Raw genomic sequence first — 19,362 nt, forward strand, 5'->3', positions numbered from 1 at the left:
AACGGAATCCTTCTGTTTTTTATTTGGGTTTTGTTGGTTTTGTGATCTATTCCGTGCGAATCTGCCGTGCAACCGAGCTCAAATCCGCATAGATTGTGAACTATGAGCCCAAGAAAAATTGGAGTGACTGAGGTCGCTTTACGCGATGCGCATCAGAGTTTGTTTGCAACTCGTATGGCCATGGAGGACATGGTCGACGCATGCGAGGACATAGATAAAGCAGGATTCTGGAGCGTCGAGTGCTGGGGTGGTGCAACGTTTGATGCGTGCATCAGATTCCTTAACGAGGATCCCTGGGAGAGACTTCGCACTTTCCGTAAATTAATGCCAAATTCCAAGCTCCAGATGCTGCTCCGTGGGCAGAACCTTCTGGGATACCGCCACTATGAAGACCTGGTGGTGGACAAGTTTGTTGAGAAGTCAAAGGAAAACGGCATGGATGTATTCCGTGTCTTTGACGCCCTCAATGACCCACGCAACCTAGAACACGCTATGCGTGCGGTGAAGAAGGTCGATGGGCACGCTCAGGGAACCATCTGCTACACCGTTTCACCACTGCACACTGTCGAAGGCTATGTTGAGCTTGCAGGTCGGCTTCTAGACATGGGGGCAGATTCCATCGCGCTGAAGGACATGGCAGCGCTTTTGAAGCCTCAGCCGGCGTACGACGTTATCCGAGCGATTAAAGAAACCTATGGCGAAGAGACTCAGATTAACGTCCACTGCCACTCCACAACCGGTGTCACACTCGTGACCTTGATGAAGGCCATTGAAGCCGGCGCAGACGTCGTGGATACCGCCATTTCTTCGCTCTCCCTCGGCCCAGGCCACAACCCCACCGAGTCCCTCGTAGAGATGCTTGAGGGCACTGACTACACCACCGACCTAGACATGGATCGCCTGATCAACGTGCGCGATCACTTCAAGGCAATTCGCCCGAAGTACAAGGAATTTGAGTCCAAGACGCTGGTGGATACTAACATCTTCCTCTCCCAGATTCCTGGCGGCATGCTTTCTAACATGGAAAGCCAGCTCACCGCCCAAGGCGCCGGAGATCGTATTGATGAAGTGATGCGTGAAGTCCCAATCGTCCGTAAGGATGCCGGATATCCGCCGTTGGTCACGCCGTCTTCCCAGATCGTGGGAACCCAGGCTGTCTTCAACGTCCTTATGGGACGCTACAAGGTCATGACTGCAGAGTTTGCGGACCTCATGCTTGGCTACTACGGCGAATGCATTGGTGAGCGTAACCCTGAGATCGTTGAACAGGCAAAGGCTCAGACCAAGAAGGAAGCCATTACTGAGCGTCCGGCTGATCTCCTTGAACCAGAGTGGGATCACCTCGTGGAAGAAGCTAACAAGCTTGAAGGCTGCGATGGCACAGACGAAGACGTGCTTACCAATGCTCTGTTCCCAGGCGTTGCTCCAGGGTTCTTTAAGAACCGCCCCGAAGGGCCAAAGAATGTGGGTAAGGACCCATCAAAGATCAAGACCCGCGAGAATGAGGCCGTTCTCGAACCGATTACCTACAAGGTCACCGTGGGCGGTCGCAGCCAGACCGTCAAGGTCGAGCCCGCCGAGTAAAGGAGAACCGAAGACATGTCTCAAGAACCTACTATGTCTGAGCGCCTAGACCAGCTCGCTAAGGCTCGTCATGAGATCGAGCTAGGCGGCGGCGAAGCCAAAATCGAAAAGCAGCATGAAAAGGGCAAGCTAACGGCTCGTGAGCGCGTCGCAGCGCTTCTCGACGAAGGCACATTCCGCGAAATCGGCATGTTTGCCAAGCATCGCACCACTCACTTCGGCATGGATAAAGCAGTCGCGCCGGCAGACGGCGTTGTCACTGGCTCAGGAGCGATTTTTGGTCGTGCCGTCCACGTAGCATCGCAGGACTTCACCGTGATGGGTGGATCAGCTGGCGAGACGCAGTCCAACAAGGTCGCAGCGATGATGGAAGCTTCTGCTACCACTGGAACTCCTTTCATCTTCATCAACGACTCCGGTGGAGCGCGCGTACAAGAGGGAATCGATTCCCTTTCGGGCTACGGCAAGGTGTTCTACCAGAACGTTCTCCTTTCAGGACTCGTCCCACAGGTTTCGATTATCTCGGGACCATGCGCTGGAGGCGCTGCATATTCGCCTGCTTTGACTGACTTCATCATTCAGACTCGCAAGGCCAACATGTTCATCACTGGCCCTGGCGTGATTAAGTCGGTCACCGGTGAAGAAGTCACCGCAGACGCTCTAGGCGGCGCGGACGCTCATATGTCCAAGGCCGGAAACATCCACTTCATTGCTGATGATGATGAGCAGGCGATCCTCATCGCCCAGAAGCTCCTGAGTTTCTTGCCGCAGAACAATACGGAAGAACCTCCGGTTGTTGAACCAGATCCAATCGTTACTCCCGATGAGGAGTTGCGGGAGATCGTTCCGGTCGACGGGAAACGTGGTTATGACGTTCGCGACATTATTTCGCGTGTTGTGGACCGTGGCGACTTCCTTGAAGTACAGGCTGGGTATGCACAAAACCTCGTCGTGGGATTTGCCCGCATCGTAGGCCGTACCGTGGGCATTGTGGCTAACCAGCCAAACGTTATGTCTGGTGTGCTGGACATCAACTCCTCGGATAAGGGAAGCCAGTTCATCCGCTTCTGCAACGCCTTTAACATCCCGCTGGTGACTTTCGTGGACGTTCCAGGCTTTATGCCGGGTGTTGCTCAGGAGCATGGTGGCATCATTCGACATGGCGCCAAGATGCTGTACGCATACTCGGCAGCCAGCGTGCCAAAGATCACGGTGGAGCTGCGTAAATCTTACGGCGGAGCGCACCTAGCTATGTGCTCAAAGGATCTGGGAGCCGACCGCGTCTTCGCATGGCCCACTGCAGAAATCGCAGTGATGGGCGCAGAAGGTGCAGTTAATGTGGTCTTCCGAAAGGAGATCGAGGCCGCAGAGGATAAGGAAGCCAAGCGCGATGAGCTCATCCGCTTGTACAAGGAGACCTTCTCCACTCCATATATGGCTGCCTCCCGTGGCTTGGTCGATGACATCATCGATCCTGCAGAAACCCGCCTGCATATTGCAGACGCGCTTGAGGTCTTGACCAACAAGCGAGTCGTTCGCCCTGCCAAGAAGCACGGCCTAGGCCCGGTATAAGGAGCAACGGTGAGCGAATTAAACAGCGAGCAACTTGCTCAATTAGTCGCGAAACTCTCAGCGCGGCTTGATGCGGCGGAAGCTGAGCTTAAGGAGCTGCGCAAGCGTTCCGATGCTTCCATCCCAGAGGACGTCATCATTGCTATCTCTGCAGCGGTGTCAGCCTTTATGGGTAATCGCGGCACGATTAAGGCAGTCCACTACTCCCGCGAGAGAACGTGGGCAGCGCAGGGACGTCAGAAGGTCCAGCATCACATTCCGGGTCAGCTGTAGGCATCCGAAGGTAGAAGGTAAAACATGAAACTTAACGTGACAGTCAACGGGATCGCCTATTCTGTCGAGGTCGAGGTGGAAGAGGAGAAGCGTCAGATCGCTCCCATCTACTTTGGTGGCGGCTCAGGCGCAACTCACTCTGAACCAGCCAACGCGAGCGTCTCCGGCGTATCGGCAAACGCTGTCGTCGCTCCGCTCGCCGGATCGGTCTTCAAGATCTTGGTTGAAGAAGGCGAAGAGATTGAGGCCGGCCAGGTGCTCCTGATCCTCGAAGCAATGAAGATGGAGACCGAGATTACGGCTCCTAATGCGGGCACCATCAGCAGCGTTCGCGTTGCCGTCGGTGATTCCGTTCAGGGAGGTCAGGCGCTGATTACCATCGATTAAATTCGCGTCGGTGTGGCGGGCTATGCGTACGCTCAAATACATGGTTATATGAGTGGGAAATGCTCGTCTGAATAGCGAAAAGGAAGCCTCGGTACATGCGAAACCGCAACCACCATACCCGCCGTTTGTTTATCACAGCAGCAATCACAGGGATGGCGGTCTTCGGTTCGCCAGGTGCCGGGGCTTCTGACATTATGCCGCAGCAGGCTCCGGTTTCCACGTGGGTGAATCAGGTGGCTGAGCAGCTGCGCGGAGCGGGCATCGTTGCCCCTCCAGTAGATCCCGCAGCGGTCGCCTCTGCAGACGCAGCGGTCGCTCGTATGCAATCTGACATGGACGCTTTTAACGCGAATGTTCAAGCAGCAGGGGCGCAAGCGCAAGCGGCTCTAGGCCAAGCGTTACAGCCTCATAAGCCACAAGCTATTCATCAGACACCGACCCCGCGTGCAGATACCCAGCCAGTGCACAAAGATGCACAGGGCCGGACGATTCCTGAGGTCGTGCAACGGGAAAAGACCTTTGAACCCATTATCGATGGCCCTAACTATCACTGGCGCACGGATCTTCTTTCGCAGTTCATGGCACAGCACCCCGGGAAAGTTCTCAATCGGGTAGCCGGTAGCTGGTTCAACTCGCCGGATATCCCAGCTGAATCCTTAGCAGCAGAACAACGCGGAATGTCCCTGTATGGCCCAGGAACCCCTGTGTATGTGGGAAAGCATTCTCTGTGCACTGTCGCTGCGACGGGACACGATGCCGCGGGGCGCGCGGTCGCTATTACCGCGGGGCACTGTGGGGCAGTGGGACAAAGCGTGGAATCTGCTGATTCTTGGTGCATCGGTCCAAGCGGAACGGTTGCCGTTCGAGGTGAACATTTGGACTATTCGGTTATTGAGCTTGGTTCTAATGCGCAGGTAACCAATGAGTACAACGGGATTCGCGTTAATTCGGTGGGGGGCCACAACCCTAACACTGGAGAAACAGCCTGTAAGCAGGGCGTAGCCACCGGACACTCCTGTGGCCATATCTGGACTAAAGACGCGCGAACCTCAATGTCGCAGATCTGTGCTCGACAGGGCGACTCTGGCGCACCAGTGATCGTGGGAGATCGCGTCGTGGGAATTATCAAGAGAGGGGCTATCAACAACCAAGCTCTTGCCTGCCATACCCCATGGCAGGGCCCGATGTTCATGCCGACGATTTCCACCAATATGGATGCGGTTCTCGCAGACATAAACGCAAAGAATGGCGTGGGTGCTGGTTTCAAACTAGTAAAATAGAAGCCAAAACATAAGGCAGGTGTCCGCTAGAAAATCAGCGGGCACCTGCCTTTTTAAGATTTAATCCCGGGGGATTACGTGTGTGGCTCTTGCGCCTTTGTGCCCAAAACGTCTAGTGCCGGGGTGTGGAGTAAGCCGTTGGACGCAATCGCACTGCCGCCGTGCGGTCCCCGTTCACCCGCGAGAGAGGTGAAGGTACCACCGGCCTCTTCTACCAATACGGTTAAGGGAGCTAGGTCCCATAGTGAGACCTCCGGTTCTGCAGCGATGTCTACCGCGCCTTCTGCGACGAGACAATAAGACCAAAAATCTCCAAAACCGCGCAGTCGCCACGTGCGCTCGGTTAAATCAATAAAGCGCTGGTCCAAACCTAGGGTTTGCCAACCGCTAAAGGAAGAAAACGAGAGGGAAGCATGGTCTAGATCTGCAACGCGAGAGACCGACATCTTTGTGGGGGTTCCGCCGTTGAAGGTGCGCCATGCGCCTTGACCGGAAGCCGCCCACCAACGGCGCGCTAGAGCCGGCGCGGTGACCACGCCGACTACCGGAGTGCCGTCGACAAGCAAAGCGATAAGCGTTGCCCAGGCAGGAACCCCTCGCACAAAGTTCTTTGTGGCGTCAATGGGGTCAATGATCCACTGCCGTCCCTTCAGCTCCACGTCACCGCCGAATTCTTCCCCGAGGATGGCATCGTCGGGATAGCGTTCGGTGATGAGCGCTCGGAGGGCCTTTTCGCAGGCGAGGTCGGCATCGCTTACGGGAGTCATGTCCGGTTTGGAATTTACAACCAGGTCGCTTGAGTCGAAGCGCTCGAAAGTTATTGCATCGGCGGCGTCGGCAAGTGATAGAGCGAATTCAAGATCAGAATTATAAGAAGTCATACACACCAGCTTTCCTGAGATGCGTTGCAAAAACTAGGGTCGGATTAATTCGCAGGAGGTAAGTTGCGGAGAATCGTTGCGATTTCATCAGCGGCCTGCGGGTTTGCGGCAATACACCAGGTCACACCCGCGGCTTCAACTTTGATGCAGGTGCCGCCTACGCCTTCGACGAGGGCACGGCCGGGGAGCCAATCCCAGTCCTGGACAGTGTGTTGGACGTAAGCGCCTAAAGTGCCGTCAGCGACTCCGCCCAGGTCCACCGAACCTGCCCCGATCATTCTCCAGCTGAGGAAGCCCTGCGCAAGGGAGAGCCATGCGTTAAGCAGCGCCGGTTCAGCGATGAAAGGAGGGTTGAGATACGTGGCCATGCTGATGAGCTCAGTGGATGTATTTTCCAACGTCGGCAGGGCTTTGCCGTCGCGGGTCGTAGGGATGTCTTTGCCGCCAAACCAGGTGTATCCCATCGCAGGCCTGTGTACAGCGCCGAAACAGACCTTATCCGGATCCGCGGGATCGCCTTCTACCAGTGCAAGGGCGGAACACCAGTAGTCTGAACCGCTAATAAAGTTGTAGGTTCCATCAACTGGGTCGATGACCCATGTACGCCCGGAGGTTCCAGGTTTGTGGGTGCCTTCTTCACCGAGGACGCCGTCTTCCGGCCGAAGCGCACTAATCACGCCCGTGACAAATTGCTCGGCTGCACGGTCGGCATCCGTGACTACGTCGGAGAGGGATGTCTTAAAGTCCGTAGATACTCCCTGCTCGCGCATTCGCCACGCCAAGCGGCCCGCATTGAACACCAGCGCTTGCGCTAGGTGCTCATCAGAATCTTGATCGTGGGCGATAACAAAAGTCTTGGTGATCGTTGCGATCATGTCAGCTAACGAGGAATGTAATGCAGTATCCCGAGGTTGATCCATATCCACCATTGTCACCTTTTCCCAGGAGAGTTGCCAACCATGGCGGAGTAACAGCCCCACAAAAACATGGGGAATAGGTTCTTGGATCTGGCTTCCTCGCTGTTCATCGCAGCAAAGTGCCTGCTTGTATGCTAAAAAGTAGCCGGAACAGCGGGTGCAAAGCAGAAGATGGATATGTATCCCGCTAAACTAGTTCTTCATGCGCCCGGAAATTCTCGCTTCTCTCAATGAACTTGATGCAACCTTGACCACGATCGAAAAGGTCATGGACCCCGAGGAATTAGCATCGCGCGTCCGTGAGCTGGAGCAACAAGCCTCCGACCCCACGTTGTGGGATAACCCTGACCATGCTCAGAAGGTGACCACGGAGCTGTCTTCAGTACAAGCGCAGCTGAAGAAACTTACTGGCCTGCGGCAGCGTATCGACGACATCCCGGTGATGTACGAACTCGCCGAAGAAGAGGGCGACGGCACCGAGCTTGCCGACGAAGAGCTGGCCGAGCTCACCGCAGAGATTGAATCTCTAGAAGTGAAAACCATGTTATCTGGCGAGTATGATTCCCGTGAGGCTGTGATCAACATTCGCTCTGGAGCAGGTGGCGTTGACGCTGCAGATTGGGCGGAGATGCTGATGCGCATGTATGTCCGCTGGGCGGAAAAGAACGACCGCAAGGTCGACATTTATGACATCTCTTATGCAGAAGAAGCGGGTATCAAATCAGCGACGTTCGTTGTCCACGGTGAATACATGTATGGACAGCTTTCTGTGGAGCAAGGTGCACACCGGCTAGTAAGAATTTCTCCGTTTGATAACCAAGGACGCCGCCAGACCTCATTCGCTGAGGTAGAGGTTCTCCCCGTGGTTGAGCAGACGGACCACATCGACATTCCAGATTCTGAAATACGCGTGGACGTCTATCGTTCCTCCGGGCCCGGCGGGCAGTCCGTGAATACCACTGACTCGGCTGTGCGTTTGACGCATATTCCTACCGGGATCGTGGTCACCTGCCAAAACGAGAAGTCTCAGATCCAAAACAAGGCCTCTGCTCTGCGAGTTCTCCAAGCTAAACTCCTGGAGAAAAAGCGCCAAGAAGAGCGAGCTGAACTCGATGCCCTTGGTGCTGGTGGCAATGCCTCGTGGGGAAACCAAATGCGTTCCTATGTGTTGCACCCGTATCAGATGGTGAAAGATCTGCGTACTAATTATGAAATCAATGATCCGCAAAAGGTGCTCGATGGAGACATTGATGGTTTGCTAGAAGCTGGCATCCGCTGGCGTATGGCACAGCAGCAGGAACAATAACGGGGGAAGCTTTGGAGAGGGGCGTCGATAAGCTATGTTATCGACGGCGAATCTCAGTTTTTCTCGGATATTTCTTCGCGATCTCCAGGTAGTACTTGCGTTTTGCCCTTGTGCACGAGTCCCACAGCACCCATTTAAGGAAAGCAAAATCAACTTTCTCTGGGCATCCCGCCGCCATGTCTGGTCGCGTTGTGCCGTAATAGCAGGCTAAACGACGCATGATTCGCCACAATCTGATCATGCGCGGCACGAGAATCACGATGATGCGATCAGCCTCAGCTAATCGACGCTCCCCAGATAAAAGCGAGTAATTGCCGTCGATGATCCAATCACTATGCGTGTTGAGAAACGACTCGACGTCTGCGGATTCTTCTGCGAAATCTTGCTCCACCCAGCCTGTTGAAAAGTGAACCGAATCAAGATGCAAAACTGGGATATTCAGCTGGGCACCTAGGCGGCGGGCAAGTGTTGATTTTCCGCCACCCGAATACCCCATAATTGCAATCTTCATCGCTTGAGAATAACTCAGCGCGGCAGCCTAGCTCTCAGAGTTTGGCTTTATCCATAATGAATAGGGGTCCCAGGGCCGATAGGAATTCCCAAGAAGTACCACAAGACAAAGAACAGGAACCATCCCACCAGCATGGATATGGAATAGGGAAGAGCTAAGGACATGAGGGTTCCCACACCTGCAGGCTTGTAATAGCGCTGGAGGAACGTCAGTGCTAGAGCGAAATAAGGGCTCATGGGAGTGATGATGTTTGTCGGGCAATCGCCTATGCGGAAGAGCATCTGCGAGACTTCTGGAGAAACCCCTATGTACATCATCATGGGCACAATCACCGGTGCCATAAGGGCCCACTGGGCCGAGCCCGATGTAATAGCCAAGTTGAGCAAGGCGACCATAGCGACCAGCGCGCCGAATAACACGTAGACCGGTAGGTCCCATTGCTGGAGCAACTCCGCCCCTTTAATCGCAGTCCACATGCCCAGATTCGACCATTGAAACCATGCCAGGAACTGCGCAACCATAAAGAACAAGACGATCATAGGAATGAGAGTCTTGAGTCCACGCCCCATGAACTCGGGAATATCTCCCAGCCTTGTGATCGTTTTAGCGGCAACACCATAAACGATGTCTAACCCTAAGAACATCATCGCGATAGGAACCGCGATGGCTTTAATCAAGGGGCTCGTCAGTGCTCCTGCTTCTGAATACAGCGGTGACGCTGGGATAAACAGCAACGCAAAGTATATGGCGAGCATGAGCACAAAAGCGCCACCAGTAAGCACAAGGGCGCGAGCCTCACTAGGATGCAGCTTGATTTCCGCTGCCAGCTCGTCGTCTGTGACAGCGTTGACGTCTTTGTGAGATTGCGCGCCGGGAGAGCCGTCCGCATTCTTGGAAAAGTGAGCTCGGAATGATCGATGCGGTCATGATCTACTAACTCGCGCGCCTTCTTTTTGATAAAAAGCTCAGTGACCAGTGTGATGATTAGCGCAAGCATGATAGAGGAGGCCACTACAAAGAAATAGTTTGCCAGGGGAGAAACATGGTACTCGGGGTCCACGAGCTGTGCCGCAGATGTGGAAATCCCGCCCAACAGCACGTCAGTGATGTTCAGAATCAGGCTGGCATTGAAACCCGCCGATGATGCAGCGAATGCGACCATGGCGCCCACGATCGGTGATCTTCCCAGCGCCCGAAAGCTCATGGCACCCAAAGGGATAAGGATCACGTAAACGGCATCCGATGCAATAGAGCCGGTGACTCCCGCCAGCGCAACCACAAAGGTCAGTGTGCGTGGGCCTACTTTAGCCACCATGGCCCGAATAAGTGCACTAATAAAACCAGAGTGCTCGGCTACAGCGACTCCGAGCATGACTGTCAGGATCACTCCGAGAGGCGGAAAAGACACAAAGTTATTCACCGCCTCAGTAAGCATTCTGCTTACTCCGTCTTTGGTCAGGAGATTAGTGACGGCAACTGGGGAATTGTCTTGGGGATTAGTGGCGGTCATGCCGACCTTTGAACCCACCCAGCTACTGATCGCTACCAGTCCAGCGAGAATAACAAAAGCCAGAAAGGGTCTGGGAGTAAGTTACCAACGCGCTCCACAAACCCCAGAAATCCTTTCGGCTTGGGAGGCGCGTCGTGCCTGTTGTCTAGCTTCTGCTCTGAAGTCGTGCTCATTTCTGGGCTCCGATCTTTGGGGAAGTGATGGGCGCTAGTCTAATGCGATAAAAGTGACGCGACTCATAGGTTTATGAAAACTTTATCCATTCGGGGTGATTGAGGGGAGGGGCGGCATCTCAATAAGTAGCTGTGATTATGGGTATGGCCAGGGCTGTAGCGGGGCATGCCTCTGGCTAGGTGGGAGTGCGGAAGATGGGGGGGGGCGTCGTTAAGCGCCATGGCTATAACGTCACACATATAAGGAAATTCGATCCCATTTGTCACAAACGTTTCAATTGTCACAGTGGTTTGGCTAAGGTGTTCAAGTGTGATCACGTTTGACAAAGTCACCAAGTCATATAAAACGTCTACCAGGCCGGCGCTAGATAACCTCTCGCTCACTATTGATAAAGGCGAGTTTGTTTTCCTCATCGGCCCTTCCGGCTCGGGAAAATCAACCTTCTTGCAGCTCATGATCAGAGAGGGGAACCTCACGAGCGGTGATCTTTACTTGTCCGATTTTCACGTGAATAAGCTGCATGGCCGGCAAATTAACAAGCTGCGCCAGCACATTGGTTACGTCTTTCAGGATTTCCGCCTTTTGCAGCAGAAGACGGTCTACGACAACGTGGCCTTTGCGCTAGAAGTTATTGGGACACGGAAAAGCCGCATTAACAAACTGGTGCCCGAAACCCTTGAAATGGTGGGTCTTTCTGGAAAAGCGCACCGTATGCCTCATGAGCTTTCCGGCGGTGAGCAGCAGCGTGTGGCCGTAGCCCGCGCCTTTGTCAACCGGCCGTTGCTTTTGCTTGCCGACGAGCCTACCGGCAACCTGGATCCCGAAACTTCCGACGGCATCATGGTTTTGCTTAATCAGATCAACAAGACGGGCACAACCGTTGTTATGTCCACTCACAATGCGAGGGCCGTCAACGACATGCGCCGTCGTGTTATTGAACTGAACCTGGGCAAGCTCGTGCGTGATGATGCCCACGGTGTCTACGGCGAAGCTCAATAGGTGCAATAGGTAAGGAACCTCATGAAACTTGGATTTGTATTCCGAGAGGCCTTCCGCGGGCTCGGACGTAACATAACGATGACCATTGCGCTCATCATTACCACGGCTATTTCTCTAGCGCTTCTGGCTACCGGTTTCCTCGTCACGCACATGACTGAAGCGACAAAAGATATCTATCTTGATCGTGTAGAAGTCATGGTGCAGCTGAACGAGGACATCTCTGCCAATGACAAGGACTGTGCATCGGACGCATGCAAGCAGGTGCGTGAAAAGCTCGATGGCCAAGCAGGGATCGAATCTGTCACCTTCCGCAGTCGGGAGCAGTCGTATCAGCGTTTTGTCGAGGTTTTCAAGGACACAGACCCGCAGCTTGTCGCAGAAACATCTAAAGATGCCCTGCCAGCGGCGCTGCATGTTCGCCTTGTAGACCCGCTAGACACCAAGCCACTTGATGCAGTTCGTGGCATGGAGCAAGTGAGCACCATTGTGGATCAGGTGGATGATCTGCGCGGAGCGACGAATAACCTCGATTCCATTCGTAACGCGACGTTCATTTTCGCGGCGATTCAGGCGATTGCGGCAGTGTTCTTGATTGTGAACATGGTGCAAATTGCTGCATTTAATCGTCGTGAAGAAATTTCGATCATGCGCATGGTGGGTGCCTCTCGCTGGTATACCCAAGCACCCTTTGTGCTTGAAGCCATGATCGCTGCACTCTTTGGCGCTGTGCTCTCCGGAGTGGCGCTGTTTGGTGGCAAGGAATGGGTGGTGGACAAGACCCTCAAGGGCCTCTACGATTCCCAGCTCATTGCAAGGGTGACGAGCACCGACATCTGGGCAGTGGCCCCGGTTGTGGCAGTGATCGGAGTGGTCTTTGCAGCTATCACCGCTCAAATCACGCTCCGCTGGTATGTGCGTAAATAAACACGTATGAGCCGCTGGTTGTGGACTGGCGAAGTAGCGTGAGAACTTTAACCTTCCACATCAAGCTGGTGTGGAAGGTTTTTGCATGCGTAAGGCGGGCACAAGGTACGATCAGTGGCATTATGGCGAAGAAGAAAAAAGCTGCAAACAACAATCCTGTGATCGCGACTAACCGCAAGGCACGCCATGATTACAAGATTCTAGAGACCTACGAATGCGGCATTGTCCTCCTCGGTACAGAAATTAAATCGCTAAGAGAGGGCAAGGCCTCCCTTGTCGATGCCTTCGCCACTATTGATGAGGGCGAGGTCTGGCTCCGCAACCTCAACATACCGATCTATTCCATGGGGTCGTGGACCAACCATAGCCCCAAGAGGACCCGTAAACTGCTGCTGCACCGTCGCGAGATTGACTCGTTGATGGGTAAAGTTCGCGACGGCAACAAGACACTTGTGCCGTTGTCCCTCTATTTTTCTGGTGGACGGCTCAAGGTGGAACTTGGCCTTGCCCAAGGTAAACAGGATTATGACAAGCGCCAAGACATCAAGCGCAGGACCGAAGAGCGCGAAGTGGTTCGAGAACTTGGTCGTCGCGTTAAAAGCATCCACGCATAAAATATTCCTGTCTTTGCAGCTTATCGACGTCCCCTCGGCAGCACGTACTGCAGGAGGACTTGAAGCTGCTCATTGCACGGAGTAGGATGATTCGAACTACGGATATGCTGCACAGCATCCCAATCCGTAGCCGCATGAGGGGCTGATTTTGGTTTCGACTGCGTAGATTGAGCCAGGGGAAGCGTGCCGGTGCAGGCTAGAGACCACCGTAAGCGTCGTAGCAAACTGATAAGCGCCGAGAAGACTCAGCGCGACTACGCCCTCGCTGCCTAATTTGTAGCGAACTGCGTGTCTGTCAGCCTAGGTTTGTCTCTGGCCTAGTGTCTGGCACCGACTAAGAGACTTGCTGATTCCATCGTGTCAACGGGGTGGATCGGGACTTTTACCGATGACTGGGCTCATCATCCGGGTGTGTTCGTCCTAGCCGGAGAGCCAAGTAGAGATCTATGCGCGGACTGCGCACGGAGAAGCCCTGGCGAGGTTGCGTAGGACCCGGGTTCAATTCCCGGCAGCTCCACAACCTAACCCCGCTTACCACCCTGGTAAGCGGGGTTTTTACTCATTTACCTGTAAAACGCAAAATGCAGAAGATCTGTGATGTGCCACAGATAGTCACAAAAATCCTCACTTTTGGCACACATTTGGCATGAATTGCGTACAGAAGGCGAACCTATGGGGCGACATTTTGTTGATTGTGCCTCTCGTCAATGACGACATGTCGGTTCTATAAAATTATGCTTCCGCATCAGTTTTAAGAGAGTTTGCTCACAGATTTTTGCTAGCGGTGGAGCCTCAGGTGACGCGTGGCCGAATGTTGCTGTTTTCTCTGCTCATACGTTGTTTTAACTTTGGTGGCGCAGAGTGCCATGTGCCTATGCGGCCACTGATCCCGCTGCCTATCTCAGCTCGTCGGCTAGAACAAAAATGCTATATTTTTGAATCAAAAGTACGACTAGAGACTGGAGCTTGCGCATGCCTACAAGGAAGTCATACAGTCGTCGCCAGATTTTGCAGGCCTTGGGATTCGGGGCGGGGGCCACAGCCCTTGCCGCCTGCACAACTGAGCCAACTAAAGCAACCAGCGGCACGGGTGACCCCATTGCCGATGGAATCAACAAATTTGAGGACTCTACCTACCCCGACAATAAAAAACTCTATGAGGGCTTGGCGGATTCTCAATCCCCGCACACGCTCGTGGTCACATGCTCGGATTCACGCATCGACGCAGAAACTCTCTTGTCGGCCAAACCCGGTGAGTTGTTCCACCTACGCGATATCGCCAACATTATCCCGCACGCTAGCAAGCCTGAGTTCGGAGTCCTTGCCCCGGTAGAGTACGCGGTGTCTAGCTTGGGTTTTCCACTATCGCTGTTATCGGACACTCCAATTGTGGTGGTATGGCAGCGCTGCAGCATCTCGATGAGTATGCACAGAAGTTGCCGGCTAGTCATGATTGATTGACCCGTTCCGAGGGGGTGCTCGCTAAACTCGACGGCGACCGTAACGCTGAAGATTTCTCACTCCGCCTAGAAAAGGCTAATGCAGCGGCCCAGCTGGATAACTTGATGTCTCATGCTTTTGTGATGGAGCGGGTGAAAGCGGGCGATCTCAAGCTGGAGGCGTATCACTATGACATCGGCAAGGGTGATGTGACCAAGTTTGATCAAGAAAAAGGCATCTTTGTGGGTGCTTAGCTGATGTGTTCAATGTGCATGGTGTGAGAACGAGTGTCGCGGGAACGGGGCGGCTCACACCATGCGCTGAACATGTCGTGTTGTTGTATGCGGCCTGTGCTTTTGAAGATCGCTATGCAAGGCCACTGTGATGAGCATCGCTGCGGCGGCAATCATTAAAAGAACAACGATGACGTTAAAAAGCATGGCGTTTTCTTTTCTACTGTGCGTATATGCGCATTATGGGAAAGGGGCGTGACATCGATGCTTGCTTGTTGGCCTACATGTTCGAAGAAAGCGGCCGATTGCAAAGAAGCTTTACGACGTCCACGGGAAACTCCTCATACGTAGCCCGAACGTCCCCACTCCAAGAAAGTTCATTGAGTCAAACTATTATCTTCATTGCTAACTTCAAATGTGGGGAGGAATGTGAACGCGCTACCTCTTTCGGATGGCTGGGGGTAAGTAAGTTTACCCCCCTTATGGGTTCGGGCTTTTGTTTTATTGGGTTGTGACCTGCATGGATGTGAATTGTGGCGGGGTGGGCGGTTGGGGATGTCTAAAATTCTTGTCTTTTCCTGAGGGTGTCGATAGCTTGGATCGAGTGAAAGCAAGCCTGTGCTTACTGAGGTTTGCCAATCCATATCGATAAGGATAAGGGTCTTATGGTCTCCAGATTTACTAAGTTCGCTGCGGTTTTTACAGCGGCTGGCCTTGCTTTGAGCGCTTGTAGCGATTCCGGTACTAAAGACAGCGCTACCAATGCACAGTCGAGTGCAAATACCGTGACCGTTCAGGACAACTACGGAACAGTCGAGATTAAAACTCCTGTTGAGCGGGTTGTTGCTACGGATAACCGCACGTTCCAAATTTTGGATCAGTGGGGCGTGACCCCTGTGGCTGTGCCTAAGCCGATCGCGCCGTCGACCGTGCCTAACTTCCTCAACAACGATCAGATCGTGGACCTGGGAACTCACCGTGAACCCAACCTTGAGGCAATGGTGGTTACCGACCCAGATCTGATCATCTCTGGCCAGCGCTTTTCCCAGCACTACAAAGAGATGAAAAAGCTTAACCCCGGTGTCCCTATCGTGGACTTTGAACCTCGCGACGGCGAAGCCTTTGATGCGGAGCTTAAGCGCCAGGTGACTGAAATGGGCGTTATCTTTAATAAAGAAGACGAAGCTAAGAAGCTTGTAAAAGACTTTGAGGACGCCGTTGCGCGGGCAAAGAAAGCCTACAACGGATCTGACAAAGTCATGGCCGTGAACGTATCCGGAGGCGCGATCGGCTATATTGCGCCGCACGTCGGCCGTGTTTATGGTTCCGTTTTTGACCTGTTGGGTCTCAAGCCTGCCCTACAGATTGAGGGAGCTTCCTCAAACCACAAGGGCGATGACATTTCTGTCGAGGCAATTGCGGATTCAAACCCTGACTGGATTTTCGTTCTCGACCGTGATGGCGCCATCATGGCTGATGACGCAAAGTACACACCTGCTAAAGACGTGATTGCTAAGAACCAGGCGCTGACAGGAGTTGCTGCGGTAAAGAACCAAAAAGTACTTGTTGCTCCGCAGGATACCTACCGCAATGAGTCGATCATCACGTACACGAAGATCTTCAATTCGATTGCCGACGCTTTCGAGCAAGGTAAATAACATCTGTGCCGTGTGTGGTGGACTTTATTAAAAGACTGGGGATTGCTGACCGAGAGGTTGAGCAATCCCCGTTCTGCCGTTCATCACTGATAGTCGCTCGTAGAGCTCGATTTTTATGAAAACACATACTACGCTGACGCAGCGTTTCAATGTCCGCCTTCTTTTGGCCACGTGTGCCGTCGTCGGATTGCTTATAGTTTCTCTTCTCACCGGCGAATATGACATTTTCTCTGGCGGAGAAGTAGACATTTTTGGAATTACTCGGGTTCCAAGAACCGTAGCCCTTGTTCTGGCGGGAGCTGCGATGGCGATGTCCGGCCTCGTGATGCAAATGATCACTCAGAACAGGTTCGTGGAACCGACTACTACAGGAACCACGGAATGGGCAGGGTTGGGACTGCTATTTTGCATGCTGACGTTCCCGCAAGCCAGCATTCTGGATCGAATGCTTTCCGCGGTGGTCTTTTCTTTCGCTGGAACAATGGTCTTTTTCCTTTTCTTACGCAGAGTCTCCTTGCGCTCTTCGCTGGTAGTTCCGATCATTGGAATCATGTTGGGTGCTGTGGTCAGTTCGGTTTCTACTTTTGTTGCACTAAAAACTGACACCTTGCAGACCTTGGGGGTGTGGTTCCAAGGAAGCTTCACCTCTGTATCTAAGGGGCAATATGAGGTTCTGTGGGCGGTAGCACTAGTGGTTGTCGCGGTCTTTTTCTATGCGGATCGTTTAACCGCCACGGGCTTGGGGGAGGATATAGCAACCAACATCGGTGTCAATTACAACCGCATGGTGCTCATTGGCACGGCGCTGATCACTCTTGCGACTGGCGTTGTCACTGTAGTTATCGGCAATCTGCCGTTCTTGGGTCTTATCGTTCCCAACCTGGTTTCCATCTTTAGGGGAGATGACCTGCGGGGAAATCTACCGTGGGTGTGTCTGAGCGGAATAGGTCTGGTGACTGTCTGCGATCTCCTCTCGCGCACCATCATTTCCCCCTTTGAAGTGCCGGTTTCCGTGGTATTGGGCATGTTTGGGGCAGTTGTTTTTGTGGGGCTCATTGTGAGGCAGGTTCGACGTGGCTAGGGGACTATCTCAAAAAGTAAGAGCGCACGATCCCCAGGATTCGACCAGTAATCGGCGATCCGGGGCGTTTCAGACGCGTGGGGAGCAACGGCGATATTGGATAATTCTTTCCATCGTTGTTTTTGCCGGTTTGTCCTGCGCTTTTGGTCTTTTAGTATACAAAAATCCGATGCCCTTTGGCACGCAGCGTTTTTGGCTTATCGCAGAACGGCGGACAAGCGCCATTATTGCGATGGCCGTGGTGGCTTTTTGCCAGTCGCTGGCCACAGTGGCGTTCCAAACGGTGACAAATAATAGAATTATTACACCGTCAATTATGGGATTTGAGTCGCTGTACCGTGTGATTCATACGTCGACAGTGTTTTTCTTTGGCTCCGTGGGGCTTATGCAGTCGCGCACTGTGCCGATGTTCCTTCTGCAACTTGCGTTGATGATCGGCCTATCGATGGTGCTTTACGCATGGTTGCTCACAGGTAAGAACTCTAATATGCATGCTTTGCTGCTCATCGGAATCATTATCGGCGCTGGTCTAGGCAGTCTTGCTACCTTTATGCAACGGTTGCTTACCCCGAGCGAATTCGACGTGCTAACTGCACGGCTTTTTGGCTCTATCAGCAATGCAGACCCCGTATATTTCCCGATCGCCATACCTTTGGTACTCGTAGCTGGCGGAACGCTTCTTATGCTGGCAAGGCAACTCAATCTGCTGCAGCTGGGGCGTGAAGTAGCAATCAACGCTGGAATGAATTACAAAGTGCTATCAGTGCTCACTTTGGTGCTTGTATCGGTGCTGATGGCCACCTCAACCGCTCTGGTTGGGCCGATGACGTTCCTGGGATTCTTGGTAGCTACGTTGGCGTATCAATGCGCGAATACTTTTGACCACAGGTACGTCTTTCCTATGGCGTGGGCGTTGGGATTTGTGATTCTGACGTCTGCATACTTTGTGATGAACCATATTTTCTACGCCCAAGGTGTGGTCTCCATCATCATCGAGCTCGTGGGCGGAATTATTTTCCTTATCGTCATTCTGAAAAAGGGGCGCCTGTGATTCAGCTAGATCACGTAGCAAAGAACTACAACAGCGAAGTCTCCATTGGTCCTGTTGACCTTGAGATTCCTCAAGGCGGTATCACGGCTTTCATCGGCCCTAACGGGGCAGGGAAGTCCACGCTTTTGACGATGATCGGAAGGCTTCTGCCTATCGACGCCGGCCAGATCGCCGTAGCCGGCTACGACGTTGCGGCTACCAAATCCAAGGACCTTGCAAAGATTGTCTCCATCTTGAGACAAGAAAATCACTTCATCACCCGCCTTACCGTGCGTCAACTTGTCGGCTTCGGGCGCTTTCCCTACTCAAAAGGGAAGCTAACCGCACAGGATGAGGAGATCGTTTCTAAGTACATCGATTTTCTCAACCTGCGTCCATTAGAAAACCGCTACCTTGATCAGCTTTCAGGTGGACAGCGCCAGCGCGCGTATGTGGCTATGGTGCTGGCGCAGGAAACTGACTATGTGCTTCTCGACGAACCCCTCAATAACTTGGACATCGCACATTCCGTGCAAATGATGCGGCACCTGCGCGATATTGCTCGCGACCTAGGGCGAACAGTCATAGTGGTTCTCCACGACATCAACTTTGCAGCGCGTTATGCCGACTACATTTGTGCAGTTAAAGACGGGAACGTGGCTCATTTTGGTCCAGTAGCCACCGCGATGGACAGCGAGATATTGAGCCAGATATTTAATACTCCTGTACACGTCATTGACGGGCCCGATGGTCCACTGGCTTGTTATCACTAGAGATAAAGCGCCGTAGGAACTTCTTTTCCTACGGCGCTTTGATACTTTCTACGGCCCTGCTGATTGAACGTTGCTTAAACAATGCGTGAAAAACATGTTCTGAGCTGGGGATTTGTGTGTTCTGTAAGTGGTGTGTAACTTTATGTGAGTCGCCGCGACCGACAGCGCCCCTCACAGAGGCAAACACCACGAAGGTGATTGTGAATCAGTGAGTG

17 protein-coding genes, 1 other RNA gene and 2 pseudogenes are annotated in these 19,362 nt (G+C 53.2%); 15 read left to right on the top strand and 5 right to left on the bottom strand.

Translation table 11 applies throughout. The features are described from left to right. Positions 1-102: 102 nt before the first annotated feature. The 5 genes from ET810_RS07935 (at position 103) to ET810_RS07955 (ending at position 5,096) form a co-directional block, all read left to right on the top strand. Positions 103-1,584 (top strand): methylmalonyl-CoA carboxytransferase subunit 5S, encoded by a 1,482-nt coding sequence (locus ET810_RS07935; protein WP_013910997.1) that lies wholly within the window; start codon positions 103-105, stop codon positions 1,582-1,584. Positions 1,585-1,599: 15 nt separating this feature from the next. Further along, the gene (locus ET810_RS07940) at positions 1,600-3,156 is read left to right on the top strand and encodes an acyl-CoA carboxylase subunit beta (protein ID WP_013910998.1); all 1,557 of its coding nucleotides are present in this window, start codon (positions 1,600-1,602) and stop codon (positions 3,154-3,156) included. A gap of 9 nt (positions 3,157-3,165) precedes the next feature. Further along, complete coding sequence (locus tag ET810_RS07945; RefSeq protein WP_087453535.1) at positions 3,166-3,429, top strand: hypothetical protein; 264 nt, start codon at positions 3,166-3,168, stop codon at positions 3,427-3,429. 24 nt (positions 3,430-3,453) lie between these two features. Continuing rightward, on the top strand, positions 3,454-3,816 hold the full coding sequence (locus tag ET810_RS07950) for a biotin/lipoyl-containing protein (RefSeq protein WP_013911000.1): 363 nt from the start codon (positions 3,454-3,456) through the stop codon (positions 3,814-3,816). Positions 3,817-3,911: 95 nt separating this feature from the next. Continuing rightward, positions 3,912-5,096 (top strand): S1 family peptidase, encoded by a 1,185-nt coding sequence (locus ET810_RS07955; protein WP_087453536.1) that lies wholly within the window; start codon positions 3,912-3,914, stop codon positions 5,094-5,096. A gap of 74 nt (positions 5,097-5,170) precedes the next feature. Here the strand turns inward: ET810_RS07955 and hisN are convergent, their stop codons facing one another. Further along, positions 5,171-5,977: a histidinol-phosphatase gene (hisN, locus tag ET810_RS07960; protein WP_087453537.1), complete on the bottom strand. Its 807-nt coding sequence runs from the start codon at positions 5,975-5,977 to the stop codon at positions 5,171-5,173. Positions 5,978-6,021: 44 nt separating this feature from the next. Beyond that, entirely contained in the window at positions 6,022-6,906 is an 885-nt protein-coding gene (locus tag ET810_RS07965; protein WP_087453538.1) for an inositol monophosphatase family protein, read from the bottom strand. 190 nt (positions 6,907-7,096) lie between these two features. Here ET810_RS07965 and prfB point away from each other — a divergent pair, with 190 nt between their 5' ends. Beyond that, entirely contained in the window at positions 7,097-8,200 is a 1,104-nt protein-coding gene (gene prfB / locus ET810_RS07970; protein ID WP_134316249.1) for a peptide chain release factor 2, read from the top strand. A 37-nt stretch (positions 8,201-8,237) separates the two neighbouring features. Here the strand turns inward: prfB and ET810_RS07975 are convergent, their stop codons facing one another. Both ET810_RS07975 and ET810_RS07980 read right to left on the bottom strand, forming a co-directional pair. Continuing rightward, entirely contained in the window at positions 8,238-8,711 is a 474-nt protein-coding gene (locus ET810_RS07975; RefSeq protein ID WP_087453540.1) for a P-loop NTPase family protein, read from the bottom strand. A gap of 47 nt (positions 8,712-8,758) precedes the next feature. After that, a pseudogene (locus ET810_RS07980) lies at positions 8,759-10,394 on the bottom strand (AbgT family transporter). 310 nt (positions 10,395-10,704) lie between these two features. Here ET810_RS07980 and ftsE point away from each other — a divergent pair. From ftsE to ET810_RS08010, 5 genes and pseudogenes are all read left to right on the top strand, one after another. Continuing rightward, entirely contained in the window at positions 10,705-11,394 is a 690-nt protein-coding gene (gene ftsE / locus ET810_RS07990; protein ID WP_087453541.1) for a cell division ATP-binding protein FtsE, read from the top strand. 21 nt (positions 11,395-11,415) lie between these two features. Further along, positions 11,416-12,318, top strand: a complete 903-nt coding sequence (ftsX, locus tag ET810_RS07995) for a permease-like cell division protein FtsX (protein ID WP_134316250.1) — start codon at positions 11,416-11,418, stop codon at positions 12,316-12,318. A gap of 122 nt (positions 12,319-12,440) precedes the next feature. Next, positions 12,441-12,932, top strand: coding sequence for an SsrA-binding protein SmpB (gene smpB / locus ET810_RS08000; protein ID WP_087453543.1), 492 nt, complete (start codon positions 12,441-12,443; stop codon positions 12,930-12,932). Between the two features lie 138 nt (positions 12,933-13,070). Continuing rightward, positions 13,071-13,452: a transfer-messenger RNA gene (gene ssrA / locus ET810_RS08005) on the top strand. Positions 13,453-13,904: 452 nt separating this feature from the next. Beyond that, a pseudogene (locus tag ET810_RS08010) lies at positions 13,905-14,626 on the top strand (carbonic anhydrase). 54 nt (positions 14,627-14,680) lie between these two features. Here the strand turns inward: ET810_RS08010 and ET810_RS13045 are convergent. Then, positions 14,681-14,812 carry a hypothetical protein gene (locus ET810_RS13045; protein ID WP_259484469.1) on the bottom strand — a complete coding sequence of 44 codons (132 nt, stop codon included), beginning with the start codon at positions 14,810-14,812 and terminating at the stop codon, positions 14,681-14,683. A 458-nt stretch (positions 14,813-15,270) separates the two neighbouring features. Here ET810_RS13045 and ET810_RS08015 point away from each other — a divergent pair, with 458 nt between their 5' ends. From ET810_RS08015 to ET810_RS08030, 4 genes are all read left to right on the top strand, one after another. Next, on the top strand, positions 15,271-16,263 hold the full coding sequence (locus tag ET810_RS08015) for a siderophore ABC transporter substrate-binding protein (protein ID WP_087453593.1): 993 nt from the start codon (positions 15,271-15,273) through the stop codon (positions 16,261-16,263). 115 nt (positions 16,264-16,378) lie between these two features. Next, positions 16,379-17,344 carry an ABC transporter permease gene (locus tag ET810_RS08020; protein WP_134316251.1) on the top strand — a complete coding sequence of 322 codons (966 nt, stop codon included), beginning with the start codon at positions 16,379-16,381 and terminating at the stop codon, positions 17,342-17,344. Then, the gene (locus tag ET810_RS08025) at positions 17,337-18,395 is read left to right on the top strand and encodes an iron chelate uptake ABC transporter family permease subunit (protein WP_087453595.1); all 1,059 of its coding nucleotides are present in this window, start codon (positions 17,337-17,339) and stop codon (positions 18,393-18,395) included. Before ET810_RS08020 ends, ET810_RS08025 begins: the two co-directional genes overlap by 8 nt. Beyond that, positions 18,392-19,147, top strand: a complete 756-nt coding sequence (locus ET810_RS08030) for an iron ABC transporter ATP-binding protein (protein ID WP_087453596.1) — start codon at positions 18,392-18,394, stop codon at positions 19,145-19,147. Before ET810_RS08025 ends, ET810_RS08030 begins: the two co-directional genes overlap by 4 nt. The last annotated feature ends 215 nt before the right edge of the window (positions 19,148-19,362 follow it).

The sequence above is a fragment of the Corynebacterium silvaticum genome (assembly GCF_004382825.2).
GTDB lineage: Bacteria > Actinomycetota > Actinomycetes > Mycobacteriales > Mycobacteriaceae > Corynebacterium > Corynebacterium silvaticum.

Coding starts and splice junctions, on each gene's coding strand:
- ftsX (WP_134316250.1), top strand. CDS start 11,416: ATGAAACTTGGATTTGTATTCCGAGAGGCCTTCCGCGGGCTCGGACGT.
- ET810_RS07935 (WP_013910997.1), top strand. CDS start 103: ATGAGCCCAAGAAAAATTGGAGTGACTGAGGTCGCTTTACGCGATGCG.
- ET810_RS08020 (WP_134316251.1), top strand. CDS start 16,379: ATGAAAACACATACTACGCTGACGCAGCGTTTCAATGTCCGCCTTCTT.
- ET810_RS07975 (WP_087453540.1), bottom strand. CDS start 8,711: ATGAAGATTGCAATTATGGGGTATTCGGGTGGCGGAAAATCAACACTT.
- ET810_RS13045 (WP_259484469.1), bottom strand. CDS start 14,812: ATGCTTTTTAACGTCATCGTTGTTCTTTTAATGATTGCCGCCGCAGCG.
- ET810_RS07955 (WP_087453536.1), top strand. CDS start 3,912: ATGCGAAACCGCAACCACCATACCCGCCGTTTGTTTATCACAGCAGCA.
- smpB (WP_087453543.1), top strand. CDS start 12,441: ATGGCGAAGAAGAAAAAAGCTGCAAACAACAATCCTGTGATCGCGACT.
- ET810_RS07950 (WP_013911000.1), top strand. CDS start 3,454: ATGAAACTTAACGTGACAGTCAACGGGATCGCCTATTCTGTCGAGGTC.
- prfB (WP_134316249.1), top strand. CDS start 7,097: ATGCGCCCGGAAATTCTCGCTTCTCTCAATGAACTTGATGCAACCTTG.
- ET810_RS07940 (WP_013910998.1), top strand. CDS start 1,600: ATGTCTCAAGAACCTACTATGTCTGAGCGCCTAGACCAGCTCGCTAAG.
- hisN (WP_087453537.1), bottom strand. CDS start 5,977: ATGACTTCTTATAATTCTGATCTTGAATTCGCTCTATCACTTGCCGAC.
- ET810_RS08015 (WP_087453593.1), top strand. CDS start 15,271: ATGGTCTCCAGATTTACTAAGTTCGCTGCGGTTTTTACAGCGGCTGGC.
- ET810_RS07965 (WP_087453538.1), bottom strand. CDS start 6,906: ATGGTGGATATGGATCAACCTCGGGATACTGCATTACATTCCTCGTTA.